Here is a 13239-nt window from a genome sequence, read left to right as displayed (position 1 = left end):
TTCGCTGGCAAGCCAGCTCCTACAGCAGCGGTCAGGCCGGTTCGGGCTGTTTCTTCACGGGGGCAGTGGCGAAGCGCCGGGCCAGGAAGGGGGTGATGTCCAGCGGCAGGGCTTCTTCGTTCACCAGTTTGTCCAGCAACACGCCGGTGATGGCCGAGGTCAGGATGCCGGTGCGGAAGTGCCCACAGGCATTGAGGTAGCCTTCGACCCCATCCATCGGCCCGAGGATCGGCAGCTCATCCGGCGAACCCGGGCGCAACCCCGCCCAGCAGCGCTTGAGGTTGACATGGGCCAGCTCCGGTACGCAGCGCACTGCGCCCTGCACCAGGCCGTTGATCTCCGGGTAGGTGGTGGTGACGTCGAAGCCCTTGTCCTCGGTGGTACTGCCGATCAGGATCTCGCCGTTGTCCTTCTGCGCCATGTAGCAGTCGCTGGTGGTGAGGCAGCCGTTGAGCAGCTTGGGCATGCGCTCGGTGAGAAGGATCTGGCCCTTCACCGGCTTCACCGGAATCTCGATGCCGGTGGCCTGCAGGCTCAGCTCGGCGGCCCAGGCGCCGGCAGCGTTGATCAGGGTCGTGCAGCGGAACAATCCGGCAACGTCGGTTTTCACCCCGCTGACCCGATTGCCCTGGTGCAGGACCCCGGTGACGTTGGTGTTGAAGTACACATCCACGCCGTTCTGGCGTGCGCCTTCGGTGTAGGCGTCGGTGAGGCGGAACGGGTTGACCTGGTGGTCGCAGAGGAACTCCAGGGCGCCCTGGGCTTCATGGCTGACATTGGGTTCCGAGGCGCGCAGGGCCGCCTGGTCGAGCCAGCGCACCTGGTCGCTCAGGTGCGGGATGCAACCGACGATGTGCTCGGCGTACAGGCGATCTTCCTCGTCATAGATGACGAACTTGAGCCCGGTCTGCTCGAACTTGAAATCCATGTTGTGCAGGCCCATCAGCTCGCGGTGCAGGCGTGGGTACAACTCGTTGGACTGCAGGGCGAAGTCGAAGAACGACTGCGGCAGGATGTGCGGAGTGCTGGAATCCACCACCACCGCCGAACCCTGGGCCTCGCGCTTGCGGTTGGCCGACATCATGCGAAAGAAGATCACCCCGCAGCCCAGCCCCACCGACTCGCCGATGGCCCACAGGCCGCCGGCCGAAGCGCGGCTGGCGTTGCCCGGGCGCTTGGCGTCGATCAGCGCCACCTTCAGGTCCTTGCGCTTGGACAACTGGTAGGCGCAGGAAGCGCCGATCACGCCGCCACCGGCAATGACCACGTCGTAATGCTTAATCATGCTGGGAGACCTCCTGGTCAGACGGCGGGAACGCGGAAAATGGAATCGGGTCCAGGGGGAAGCGCGGGCGGATCCAGCCCACGTCCTTGCGCCCGGTGGCCTGGCGCAGGCGGTCGCTGCAATAGCCCACGCACATCCGCCCCTGGCAGTCGCCCATGCTCACCCGGGTGCGCATTTTCAGGCTGGCCATGTCCTGCACGCCCTGGCTCAGGGCACGCTCGATGTCGTTGCGGGTGGTGTGTTCGCAACGGCAGATCACGGTGTCGCCCTTGGGCAGCTCTACCTGCCCGGCGCCACGCGCGGTATAGCGGTCCACCGCACCACGAAAACGCAGGATCGAGGCCAGCTTGCGCTCGTAACCCTGGCGCCGTTGCAGGGCCGCTTCGTTGCTCAGTACGCCACGCTGCATGAGGATCGACAGCGCGGCGATACGCCCGCTGAGCATGGCCGCCTCGCCGCCGCGGATGCCGCCCATGTCGCCGGCCAGGTGCACGTGGGGCTCGCTGCTCTGCTGCCAGGCGTTGGCGCTGGCGCGCAGGTAGCCGTCGTCGCTGAAGTTGTGTTCCAGGCCCATCTGCTGGCTCAACTGGGTGCGCGGGATGAAGCCGTAGCCCACCGCCAGGGTCTGGGCAGCAATGCGCTGGGCCTTGGCCATGTCCGGCTGCCAGTCGCTGGAGTACGGCGCCACGGTGACCACGCTCAGGGCGTCCTGGCCCTGGGCTTCGACCACGCCCCAGCCATAGCGCAGGGCAATGCCGTGCAGCTTGAGGTAGGCGAGCATGCTCAGGCCGTCGAGAAACAGTTGCGGCTTGTTGAGCATGGCCAGGCTCTGCTTGGCGATCTTGCCCAGGGCACAAGCCTCGTAGACCCCCGCCACGCGCACGCCGGAAGCATGCAGCTGGCACGCCACCAGGGGCAGCAAGGGGCCGGTACCGGCGATCACCACCGGGCTCTGGGGCTTGACCACCCCGCTCTTGATCTGCAATTGCAGGCCACCCAGCAGCTTGACCCCGGGCAGGGTCCAGCCGGGGAACGGCACACTGCGCTCATGGCAGCCGGCGGCCAGTATCAACTGCTCGTAGCTGACCTGCTGCACCTGCTCTTCGCCATCGAGCAGCACCAGGCTCTGGGTGCCCTCGGCGCCCACTACCCGGCTGTTGAGGCGCACGTCGATCATCTGTTCGTGGTCGGCGAAATCGCCGTGCAGCTTGGCCAGCATTTCGCAGTAGCGCGGCCCCAGGTAATCCAGCTGCACGCCGTCGCGCAACGGCCCGCGGTAGACCACGCCCCCCAGGCGCGAGGCCTCTTCGATCAGGGTGCTGCGCACGCCGTGCTCGGCCAGTTCGATGGCGGCCGCCATGCCCGCCGGCCCACCGCCGACGATCACCGGGTTCAGGCTCATAACGTGGGCTCCGTTTCAGTGATGCGGTTGCTCAGGGTCTGCACCTGCATCCCCGGCTTGACCAGGGTCTGGCAGGCGCGGCGCTTGTGCCGGCCGTCGATCTGCACCAGGCAGCAATGGCACACGCCCATGCCGCAGTAGGCGCCGACCAGTTGCCCGTGATCGTTACGCGCCACCTGGCGCAGGCCGGTGGCCTGGATCACGCTGAGGACGGTTTCACCCAGGGCGGCAGTGACTGGCTGGCCATTGAGGCTGATGGTCATGTCCGCATGCTGCAGCGGCTGAATATCGAAGTTGCGGTCTATCTGACGCATTGTGGGTTCATCCGTGAAAAATGAATGGGGTTGCCGGCGTCCCGCCGTCCATGCTGCTGCGGTCGGGACCGGGCAACGTCCCGGTCCCAAGCTGTTTGTCAGAACCGAGCGCGGGCCAATCTAGTCGGTTTGTCGGACACGGATATTGATCTGGGCCAAGCAAACGGCTGCCTCGCACCCGACGGTGGCCAGCCCTTGCAAAACTGCGATACCGCGCACAAAAACGCCGCTGGCGGCAATGGCCGGCAGCGGCGTTCGGGAAGGCCCGGGCCCGTTCGGGCCGGGCTTTATAGCTTGAATCAGTGCATGAACAGGGCGATCAGGATAATCACCGGGATCGGCACACCGAGGAACCACAAGAGTAATGAGCGCATGGGAAATCTCCTGGATCAGTGAACGGGGGTGGGGGCTACGGTGCGCGGCTGGACATCGCTTTCAAGCCAGACCACGGCGTCCCGACGACGACCGCCAAAGGTCGCCGCGAGGCTGGCGAAGAAGGCCCCGCACAGCAGCGCGATAAACATCCACAGCGACGACCAGGCAGCCACCTTGGCTGCGGTGTCGGCAGCTTCCTTGGCGGCCTGCTTGGCTTCTTCCACGGCCTGGCGGGTCTTGGCGAAGACTTCATCGACCCGACGCTCGGCATCGGCCTGGCTGAGGTTGGTACGCTGGGCCACCAATTGCGCCAGGTAGCTGCGGTCCTCAGGGGCCAACTGGCCGTCGTTGCTCAGGGTGCGCACGAAGATCCGCGATACCGTGCCACGGGCCGCGTCATCGCTGACCGCCGCCGGGCGATCGTCGCGGAACAGGCTGTCGACGAAGTAGCCGTAGTCATCCTGGGAACCCTGGGCGGCAGCATGGCCGGCCACCTGGGTCATGGCACCGGCGGCGCCGGAAGCCACCTGGGCGCCGGCATGCACGCCGCCGCTGATGACGCTGCTGACCGACCCCACCACCAAAGTCGCGGTGACCAGGGTGGCCACGGCCCAGGCCAGGAAGCCATGGGCGGTGTCGCGGAAATACACTTCATCGCCATGCAGGTTGGCCCACTTCACCCGCAGGCGCCCGGCGATGTAACCGCCCAGGCCGGCAGCGATGATCTGCGTCACGGCCAGCCAGACAATGCTGGAAATGCCCAGGCCCTTGGCGCTGATGCCGCTGCCGGCCCAGGGCGAAACCGCGGAAAAGCCCAGGCCGAAGCCCAGCAACAGGAGGATCAGCGAAAGAGCGGCGGCCGCCGCGGCGCCAGCAAAGATCGCCGCCCAGGACACGCCCGAGTGATGACTCGAGGCATCTGCGGTGGCCAGCAGGTGTTCAGAGGGTCTGTTCATTGTTGTTCAGCTCCAGGCATGAAAAATGGTGTTACACGTCTCGAAGGGACAAGTGCAGCCACCGTGCCAGTTGCACGAACTTTATAAGCGCTTTTATTTCAATGACTTGCGATAAGCAGATAATCCCGGATCGTGCAATTTACCGGCCCGGGAGTTTTCGGGCGGGCGTTCTGCACGGCCCGCCCGGTGCTCAGGCCTGCCGGCTCCGGTAGAGCTCCCGGCCGCGGGTCCAGCACAGGTGCACCACCAGTACCAGGATCCAAAGGGCCAGCAGCAGGTTGCCCACCAGGGTCAATTGCGCGATGCCCTGCCCCCACAAGGTAAAGAGCGGCAATGCCAGCCAGGCCGAACGACGAAAATCCAGCAGCCGCATGATTCCCGGCACGGCCACCGCCATCAGGGCGATGACCAGGACGTCCAGGCCGCGATACGCCAGCATCCAGCGCGCATAGCGGGGGTCGGCAGCATAGGCCTCCAGATAACCCGGCAGGCGCAGCGCCAGATCCACGGCGAGACTCAACAGCAGGCTGGCCACCAAAAGCCACAGCAGGCCTTTGAAACGTGATGCGTAGTTCATTGCACAACACCTTGATACACAGAAGGTCAATCGGGTTTTCAATGTCGCTTGTAGCTCTTGTTGCCACTGGGGGTCAGGCAGTACACCCCGCCCCGGGGCCCAGTGCAGAAACTGCCGCTGCCACAGCTGCATCCCTGGGCGTCGCGCAGCAGGGGCTCGGCCCGGGGGGTAGTGGAGCGCTGGCCGGACATCAGGGCGCAGTTCTTTTTCGACGCGCTGATGGAACCGTCGTTGCACAGGAACAGCTCGCCGTCGCAACGGGCGATACCGCCCTTGCGCCCGGAACAGGGCTGGTTGGCCGCCAGCACCGCGCTGCTGCACAGCACCATCAGGCAGAGAAAGGACATTGGCTTCCAGCCAACCCGGGGCAGGCCCGTCATGGATGTGCCTCCTGGCCATAAAAGTGGCGCGATAATATCAGGCAGCGCGGCCTCTGGCAGGGGCTTGTTCAAGGTCTGGACAGAGGCCTGGAGGCGCAGATGAAAGTTTTTTTAGAATTGCGGCCGCCGTTTCTTGGCAAAATGCCCGCCTGTGTCACGAACCGCCAAACAGGTAACGCCTATGACCCGCATTCTGACCATCGAAGACGACGCCGTGACCGCCCGGGAAATCGTCGCCGAACTGAGCAGCCACGGCCTCGACGTGGATTGGGTGGACAATGGCCGCGAGGGCCTGGTGCGCGCCGTGAGCGGCGACTACGACCTGATCACCCTGGACCGCATGCTGCCGGAACTGGACGGCCTGGCCATCGTCACCACCCTGCGCACCATCGGTGTGTCGACACCGATCCTGATGATCAGCGCCCTCTCCGACGTCGATGAACGGGTGCGCGGCCTGCGGGCCGGGGGCGACGACTACCTGACCAAGCCCTTCGCCTCCGACGAGATGGCGGCCCGGGTCGAAGTGCTGCTGCGGCGCAAGAACACGGTCAAGGATTTCGACACCAGCCTGCGGGTGGCGGACCTGGAACTGAACCTGATCAGCCGCGAGGCAACGCGCGCCGACCAGTTGCTGAGCCTGCTGCCCACCGAATACAAGCTGCTGGAATTCCTCATGCGCAACACCGGGCAGATCCTCTCGCGGATGATGATCTTCGAGGAGGTCTGGGGCTATCACTTCGACCCCGGGACCAATCTGATCGACGTGCACATCGGCCGCCTGCGCAAGAAGATCGACCCGCCCGGCATGACCCCGTTGATCCGCACCGTGCGAGGCTCGGGTTATGTCATTGCTGAACCCCTCTAAAGGCTGGCGTTCCTCCAGCAGCCGCCTGCTGGCGCTCTACAGCACGCTGTTCGTGGCCTGGAGCTGCATCCTCATGGGGGTGCTGTACTACGAGGTCTCCACCTACCTGGACAGCCTGGCCAAGCACTCGCTGATGCAGCGCCAGCACCTGTTCGCGCGCTTCGAGGGCGACCAGCTGGTGGAAGCCCTGACCACCAGCATGACTTTCGACATGCGCGCAATCGACGCCTACGGCCTGTTCGATGAGCAGCGCCGGCCCCTGAGCGGGCCGATCCGGCAGATACCCGACGACCTGCCCCTGGACGGCAAGATCCACGAACTGAAGAACTGCATCGACTCCGACGACCCGAGCCTGCCCCGCGACAGCTGCGACGCCGTGGCCACCCACACCCGGGATGGCCGCTGGCTGGTGCTGGTGCGCGACAACGGCTCGCTGTTCGCGGTGACCCGGATCATTCTCCACGCCCTGCTCTGGGGCATTTCCCTGACCATCATTCCCGGCGCCGCCGGCTGGCACCTGCTGCGCCGCCGGCCCTTGCGACGCATCCGCCAGATCCAGGCCAGCGCCGAAGCCATAGTCGCCGGCGACCTGACCCGGCGCCTGCCACTGTCGGACCGGCGCGACGAGCTGGACATGCTGGCGGCCATCGTCAACGCCATGCTCGAACGCATCGAACGGCTGATGCATGAGGTCAAGGGCGTGTGCGACAACATCGCCCACGACCTGCGCACCCCGCTGACCCGCCTGCGGGCCCAGCTCTATCGCCTGCAGCAACAGGCCGAGGAAGGCTCGCCCCAGGCCCTGCAGATGGACCAGCTGCTGGCCGAGGCCGACACCCTGATGGCACGCTTTCGCGGGTTGCTGCGGATTTCCGAACTGGAGGACCAGCAGCGGCGCTCGGGCTTCCTGGTGCTCGACCCCCTGCCCCTGCTGCACGAGCTCTATGACTTCTACCTGCCCCTGGCCGAGGAAGGCCAGTTGACCCTGGTGCTGGATGTACCGGCGAGCCTGCCCAGCCTCACCGGTGACCGCGCCCTGTTGTTCGAGGCCCTGGCCAACCTGCTGAGCAACTCCATCAAGTTCACCCCACCGGGGGGCGAAGTGATCCTGCGGGGGATTGACGACGACGGCAGCCCGCGCCTGGAAGTGCTCGACTCAGGCCCCGGAATACCCGCAGCGGAACGGGCGGCGGTGTTCCGGCGCTTTTACCGGGTGGATGAAAACAATGCCCAGGGCGGGTTTGGCCTTGGCCTGTCGATCGTCGCGGCGATTGTCAGCCTGCACGGCTTCAAGCTTGAGGTGGGCAGCAGCGAACGCGGCGGCGCGCGCCTGAGCCTGGACTGCCGGCCGAGCCTGATTGCCGACAATTGATCCCGGCCTCCACGCCCCTATGATCCGGTGCCTGTGGCCCTGTGACCCTGTGATCCTGTAGCCGCTGCTGAGCCTGCGAAGCTGCGAAAGGCCGGGCCGCGTTCGGTACGCAGGGCCTTGCTTGACGATCTTGCGCCAAACCTTCCGCGCTCTCGCGCTCCCGGTGTCTTCTGCGTCGCAATGCCGCCCAAGCCGTTCACAGCCTGCATCAGCGACTACAAGGCCTTGGGCAGTTGCCAGCCGTAGCGCACCGAGAGCATGCGCAGGGCGAAACAGACGGTGCCCGCCAGCCAGGCCGACCATAAAGGCGGCACGCCCAGGCGCCGGGCGATGACCAGGCTGGCCGCGCCGACAAAGGCCGAGCTGGCATACAGGTCGACCTGCAGCACCAGGGGAATGCGGGCCAGGACAATGTCGCGAATCACCCCGCCCCCCACCCCGGTCACCGTGCCCATGAGCATCGAGACAAAGGGCGAGATGCCGAAGTTCTGCGCCTTCTGCGTGCCCGCCACGGCAAACAGCCCCAGCCCCGCGGCGTCCAGCAGAATCAGCATCGGCCCGGACCACCCCAGCACCCAGTCCCGTGCCACGAAGGCCAGCCCGCCCATCAGCAGCGCCAGCGCCGGGTACCGCCAGTCGGCCACGGCCTTGGGCGGCGTGGCGCCAATCAGCAGGTCACGGGTCACCCCTCCGCCAAGGGCGACGATAAAGGCGATCACCATCACCCCCAGCAGGTCCAGTTGGGCGCGCATGGCGCTGATCGCGCCCTCTACGGCAAACACCGCAGTGCCCGCCAGATCCGCCACCAGCACGATGTTTTCCAGGCGCCGGGGCAAGCCCTGGGCCCGGGCGTTCATGGGCCCATCCAGAAAAGCGAGGTGATCAGGAAAATACGGCGCGGCAACAGGGTTGAAGGCATGCCCGGGCACCTGCAAAAGGCTGGAGATGACGGCCAGGAACCCGACCGTCGACCCTTTGCTTATAGTTCAGGCCGTGGGCTGTCGCCATCGACCGGCCCCGGTGCAAGGCCGGGTTCAGGGCGCCAGATCGAGCTGGCCCAGGGAGTTGCTGCCCAGCTCATAGAGCAGTTCGTCGATGATCTTCTGCACATCGGCCTCGCTCTGCAGCGCCCGGGCGCTGAGCCCGGTCACCACCAGGTCGACCCGGCCGCTGGCCGGCTCGAACACCCGCAGGGTCAGGGTGCCGTCACCGGCGTTGCTGAAGCTGCAGGCCAGGGGCGCCAGGCGCTGCTCGATACAAGCGCGCAACTGCGCCAGGGTGATGGCCGCCGGCATTTCAGCGGCGCCGCAGCAGCAGGCCCGCCAACAGGCCGACGCCGGCCAGCAGGGCCACGCTCAACAGCGGTTTGTCCCGTACCCAGCGAGCGCCCTGGTCCAGGGCCTGGCCGTACTTTTCCTGCAATTGCCCGGCGGCTTCCCGGGCCATGCCGCGGGCTTGCAGTTGCTCATCATCCAGCCACTCACCCACCACGGCCTCGGCCTTGCCGGCCACCTTGCCCACTGTGCCCTTGATCTGTTCGCTAGCCATGCTGGCGCTCCTTCTACTGCGGTTCATGAATGGCAGAGGCCCGATACAGAGCCCTGCGCAGAATCACAGGATAGAAAGGCCCGCCCCTGGGCAAAAGGCGCATTTGCACTGGTTGCACTGGTGCATTTGCACCGGGTCAGCCGGCACTGCCGGCAAACAGCCCGCGCTCCCGGGCCCAGACAATGGCCTCGCCGCGGCTGTGCACATCGAGCTTGGAGTACAGGGTGGCCACGTGATTGCGCACGGTGTTGGGGGCCAACTGCAGTTGCGCGGCAATTTCCTTGTCCGCCAGCCCCTGGTAGATCAGCCCCAGGACCTCGCGCTCGCGGGTGGTGAGCTCGGCAGAGGTTACCGCCGGGGCTTGCGCGCTGCGAGTATTGCGCACATTGGCGAGCTTTTCGATCAGGGTCTGGCTGAACCAGGAGGCATCGCGCATCACCTCCTCGATGGCGCCCACCAGCTCCAGCTCCGAGCGCTTGCGCTCGCTGATGTCCATCAGCACCAGCAGGTAACAGGGGCTGTCCTGGATCAGCACCGTATCGGCGTAGGCCACGCAGTCCACCTGCTCGGCGCCCTTCTTGCGCACCTTGAGGTCCAGGCCCATGACGTTGCCGCTCTTCTCCAGGCGGCCGAACAACTGCTCGGCGGCCTGGGGCTCGGCGATAAAACCGATGTCCTGCACGGTCTTGCCGAGCAGCTCTTCGCTGCTGTAGCCGCAGGTGTCGAGAAAGGCTTCGTTGACATCGACGATCTGCTGCTCGGCGCTGCACACCAGGGTCGGCACCGGGGTCAGGCGGAACGACTTGGCGAAACGCTCCTCGCTCTGGCGCAGGGCGATCTCGGCCTTGCGCCGCGGCTCCAGGTCCATGAAGGAAAACAGCATGCAGTCCTCGTCGTTGATGTCCAGCGGCTGGCCGGCGACGATCACCAGCTTGCTGCCGCCCTCGGGCAGGCGCAGCTCGGCCTGCATCTGCGGGATGGTCGCGCCCTGCCCCAGGCGTTCGACGGCCAGTTCCTTGTGCTCGGCGTCTTCCAGCACGTCCAGCTCGTAGACCGAACGGCCGATCACCTGGTCCCGGGCATAGCCGGTCATCTCCAGGAAGCCCTGGTTGACCTTGATGTAGCGCAAATCCCCCAGGCGGCAGATCACCGCCGGCGCCGGGTTGGCGTTGAAGGTCTTCTCAAAGCGCTGCTCGGCGCTGGCCCAGTCGGTGGCGTCACTGAGGATCAGCACCAGGGACTCCGGCGCGCCATTGCGGTCCTCGAGGATCATGCTGCGCACCCGGTGCACCCAGTGCCGGGGTTCGCCATCGATCTCGGCCTGGACCTCCACCACCACGTCGCTGAAGGTTTCTCCGGCAGCCACCCGGTTGATGGGGTAGCTGTCCAGGCCCAGTGGATGGTTGTTGCGGTAGCGCAAGGCATAGCGCCGGGCGTATTCGCGCAGATTGCCGCCCAACTGCTCGACCGTGCTGACGCCGTGCATGGCCAGGGCCGCTTCATTGGCCCAGAGCAGGGTACGGGGCTTGTCGGTCTCGATCAGGATCACCCCGTCGGACAGGCCGGAGATGATCTGCTGCAATTGGCGGCGGTTGGTTTCGGTGGCAAGTACGGCCTGGCTCATGGCATCTCCGGAAGAACCCGACGCTGCGCCAAACATCCCGCACGCCGGAAAAAAGGGGGCTGCAACTACGACCACGGCGCGCCGCCATCGTGCCCCGGCCCGAGCGCTGGAGCCCCTTTGGGCAACGGAGTAAGCTGCCCCGTCCGGATTGCGGGCCAGCCGCCAGCCCGGCGACACCGGCCAGCCGCCCCTCGAGGAATGACGCATGATCACCATCCGTGAAGCCGACAGCCGCGATATCGACATCCTCCAGGCCATTGGCTGCGCCACCTACCGCGAGCACTTCGCCGCGATCTGGAGCACCGAAGGCATGCAGCAGTTCCTGGGCCAGGACTTCGCTCCCGCCCCCCTGGAACAGTCCCTGGCCGACAAGCACCTGCACCTGTGGCTGCTGGCCCTGGACCCGCAGCAGCAGCCCATCGGTTTTGCCAAGCTCAACTGGAACCGGCCACTGCCCGATGGAGCCCGGCGCGGGGCCGAACTGCAGAAGATCTACCTGCTCAAGTCCGAGGCCGGCAAGGGCTATGGCCGCCGGTTGCTGGAGCATGTGCTGCAACGGGCCAGCGCTGCCGGTGAGCCCTGCCTGTGGCTGGACGTTCTCAAGAGCAACAGCGGCGCCCGGCGCTTCTATGAAAGCGCCGGCCTGCGGCAGGTCGACGAGGTGCCGTTCAGCACCGACCTGGAACAGATCGGCATGTGGGTGATGGCCTGCGACCTTCCGCGCACCGGCGAACGCACGGCCTGAGGCTCAAGATCCCGTCCAGGGGCAGCGCCTGCTCCGTCCCCCCCTCCCTCCAGAACCCCGCACGTTCAGCCCTTCCGGCGGCCTGAACGTGCGGCGCCCGCAACAAAGCGACTAGTCCGAATAGACGATGTCCAGCCCCCGCTGCATTTCCGATAGTCCCTTCCCCCCCTCCACAACCCTACGGTACCTCGACGCAAAAACAGACATTCAGAGGCAGCAATGAAAAAAACAACAACGCCTTACGCTTTCTCCACCTTGCTCGCAGTTCCCGGTTCCTTGCTCCTGTTCAGTTCCCCGCTGGCCGCCCTGGTCTTCGAAATCGGCGACGACCTCAAAGTGCAGAACAGCAACGTCGTCTCCTATGGCCTGGCCTGGCGCACGGCAAAGCCGGCCCATGCCCTTGGCGGGCGCAACAATGCCAACGGCAACGACGGCAACAACGCTTTCGACCGGGGCAGCCTGATCACCCATCGCCTGGGCCTGGTCAGCGACGCCGACTTCAACTTTCGCCGTGACTTCGGCCTGTTCGTGCGCGCCAGCGCCTACTACGACAACGTCTACCATCGCCGCAATGACAACCACACCGGCACCTCGAACTGCTATGCCGCCGGGCAATGCTCGCGCCCCGACCAGTTTTCCAGGCCCACCCGCGACGCTCACGGCGGTGCCGTGGAAATGCTCGACAGCTACCTGTATGGCAGTTGGCAGGTTGCTGACAGGCCCTTCAACCTGCGCCTCGGGCGCCAGGTGGTCTACTGGGGCGAGAGCGTCTACAACGGCAACGGCATTGCCTCGACCATGAGCCCGTTTGATGCCAGCAAATCCAACGTGCCCGGGGTCGAGATCAAGGAGCGTACCCTGCCGACCGGCCAGCTGTTCGCCTCCTACAGCCTCACCGACGCGCTCGACCTGCAGTTCTACTACCAGTACGAGTGGAAGAAGAGCCGACTCAACGCGGTCGGCAGCTACTTTTCCACCACCGACCTCCTCGACAGGGGCGGCTACAGCAACTCCACCGGTCAACTGGTCCGCTTGAAAGATGACGAACCCCGCGACAGCGGGCAGTTCGGCCTGGCCCTGCGCTATGTCGCCCAGAGCCTGAACAACACCGAGTTCGGCCTCTACCGCCTGCGCTATCACAGCAAGACACCGGTGGTGGACAACCTAAGCCGCCGCGGCAGCTACCAGGCGCGCTACTTCGAAGGCATCGAACTGTATGGCGCAAGCTTCGCCACGGTCGTGGTCGACACCAACATCAACGGCGAGATCAGCATCCAGGATCGCCTGCCCCTGGCGATCGACCTCGGCGGCGCCCGCCACACTGCCCGCGGCAGGACCGGCCAGGTACTGCTGTCGATGACCCACGGCTTCGGCCAGACGCCCTTTTCCGACAATTTCACCCTCAATGGCGAGGTCGGCTACAACCGCGTCTTGAGCAACGACAGTGCCTACCTGCCCCAGCGCAACCCCAGTGAAAAGCTCTGGAACGACCGTTCTGCCTGGGGTTACACCTTGCGCGCCAGTTCGCGCTACATCGAGATCATGCCCGGCTGGGACCTGACCATTCCGCTGTCCTTCAACCAGGGGGTTAACGGCAACTCCTCTCTGGGCAGCTACAACCAGGGCAGGAATCGGCTGTCCCTGGGCGGCACCCTGGAGTACCTCGGGAACCTCTCCCTGGAGGCCGTCTACAACGCCTACCTGGGCAGCCCCCGGTACAACAACCAGAGCGATCGCGACCACATCGCCCTGAACGCCAAGTACAGCTTCTGACCCTCGCCCAGACAACCGGAGAA

14 protein-coding genes are annotated in these 13239 nt (G+C 65.6%); 4 read left to right on the top strand and 10 right to left on the bottom strand.

All coding sequences use genetic code 11. The features are described 5' to 3' along the window. Nucleotides 1-31: 31 nt before the first annotated feature. The 6 genes from hcnC to KI242_RS13740 all read right to left on the bottom strand — a co-directional run bounded on the left by hcnC (nt 32) and on the right by KI242_RS13740 (nt 5289). Nucleotides 32-1285 carry a cyanide-forming glycine dehydrogenase subunit HcnC gene (gene hcnC / locus KI242_RS13765; protein WP_015635308.1) on the bottom strand — a complete coding sequence of 418 codons (1254 nt, stop codon included), beginning with the start codon at nt 1283-1285 and terminating at the stop codon, nt 32-34. Continuing rightward, nucleotides 1278-2687 carry a cyanide-forming glycine dehydrogenase subunit HcnB gene (gene hcnB / locus KI242_RS13760; protein WP_011060874.1) on the bottom strand — a complete coding sequence of 470 codons (1410 nt, stop codon included), beginning with the start codon at nt 2685-2687 and terminating at the stop codon, nt 1278-1280. Before hcnB ends, hcnC begins: the two co-directional genes overlap by 8 nt. Next, nucleotides 2684-3001 (bottom strand): cyanide-forming glycine dehydrogenase subunit HcnA, encoded by a 318-nt coding sequence (gene hcnA, locus KI242_RS13755; RefSeq protein WP_011060873.1) that lies wholly within the window; start codon nt 2999-3001, stop codon nt 2684-2686. The genes hcnB and hcnA overlap by 4 nt, the downstream gene beginning before the upstream one ends. Nucleotides 3002-3390: 389 nt before the next feature. Beyond that, complete coding sequence (locus KI242_RS13750) at nt 3391-4332, bottom strand: membrane protein (RefSeq protein ID WP_011060872.1); 942 nt, start codon at nt 4330-4332, stop codon at nt 3391-3393. Between the two features lie 190 nt (nt 4333-4522). Next, nucleotides 4523-4909: a hypothetical protein gene (locus KI242_RS13745; protein WP_041117737.1), complete on the bottom strand. Its 387-nt coding sequence runs from the start codon at nt 4907-4909 to the stop codon at nt 4523-4525. 38 nt (nt 4910-4947) lie between these two features. After that, entirely contained in the window at nt 4948-5289 is a 342-nt protein-coding gene (locus tag KI242_RS13740) for a hypothetical protein (RefSeq protein ID WP_041117735.1), read from the bottom strand. A 181-nt stretch (nt 5290-5470) separates the two neighbouring features. Between KI242_RS13740 and KI242_RS13735 the strand changes: the two genes are divergently transcribed. Continuing rightward, nucleotides 5471-6154, top strand: a complete 684-nt coding sequence (locus KI242_RS13735; protein ID WP_011060869.1) for a response regulator transcription factor — start codon at nt 5471-5473, stop codon at nt 6152-6154. After that, nucleotides 6132-7526, top strand: coding sequence for a HAMP domain-containing sensor histidine kinase (locus tag KI242_RS13730; protein ID WP_011060868.1), 1395 nt, complete (start codon nt 6132-6134; stop codon nt 7524-7526). The genes KI242_RS13735 and KI242_RS13730 overlap by 23 nt, the downstream gene beginning before the upstream one ends. Nucleotides 7527-7741: 215 nt before the next feature. Here KI242_RS13730 and KI242_RS13725 read toward each other — a convergent pair whose 3' ends face one another. The 4 genes from KI242_RS13725 to KI242_RS13710 all read right to left on the bottom strand — a co-directional run bounded on the left by KI242_RS13725 (nt 7742) and on the right by KI242_RS13710 (nt 10698). After that, the gene (locus tag KI242_RS13725) at nt 7742-8383 is read right to left on the bottom strand and encodes a trimeric intracellular cation channel family protein (RefSeq protein ID WP_244868197.1); all 642 of its coding nucleotides are present in this window, start codon (nt 8381-8383) and stop codon (nt 7742-7744) included. A 177-nt stretch (nt 8384-8560) separates the two neighbouring features. Further along, nucleotides 8561-8821 carry a DUF1652 domain-containing protein gene (locus KI242_RS13720; RefSeq protein ID WP_015635301.1) on the bottom strand — a complete coding sequence of 87 codons (261 nt, stop codon included), beginning with the start codon at nt 8819-8821 and terminating at the stop codon, nt 8561-8563. A 1-nt stretch (nt 8822) separates the two neighbouring features. Further along, nucleotides 8823-9074 carry a CsbD family protein gene (locus KI242_RS13715; RefSeq protein WP_011060865.1) on the bottom strand — a complete coding sequence of 84 codons (252 nt, stop codon included), beginning with the start codon at nt 9072-9074 and terminating at the stop codon, nt 8823-8825. Nucleotides 9075-9210: 136 nt separating this feature from the next. Continuing rightward, entirely contained in the window at nt 9211-10698 is a 1488-nt protein-coding gene (locus KI242_RS13710; RefSeq protein ID WP_041117729.1) for a helix-turn-helix transcriptional regulator, read from the bottom strand. Between the two features lie 205 nt (nt 10699-10903). On the opposite strand from KI242_RS13710, the gene KI242_RS13705 reads away from it, so the two are divergent. Both KI242_RS13705 and KI242_RS13700 read left to right on the top strand, forming a co-directional pair. After that, nucleotides 10904-11443, top strand: coding sequence for a GNAT family N-acetyltransferase (locus tag KI242_RS13705; protein WP_212806262.1), 540 nt, complete (start codon nt 10904-10906; stop codon nt 11441-11443). 219 nt (nt 11444-11662) lie between these two features. After that, on the top strand, nt 11663-13216 hold the full coding sequence (locus KI242_RS13700) for a DUF1302 family protein (RefSeq protein ID WP_081002102.1): 1554 nt from the start codon (nt 11663-11665) through the stop codon (nt 13214-13216). Nucleotides 13217-13239 lie beyond the last annotated feature (23 nt).

Origin of the sequence: Pseudomonas sp. Eqa60 (assembly GCF_018326405.1) — a bacterium.
Taxonomy (GTDB): domain Bacteria; phylum Pseudomonadota; class Gammaproteobacteria; order Pseudomonadales; family Pseudomonadaceae; genus Aquipseudomonas; species Aquipseudomonas protegens.
Note: the sequence above shows the minus strand (reverse complement) of the source record. Positions and strands in the feature narration are given on the sequence as shown.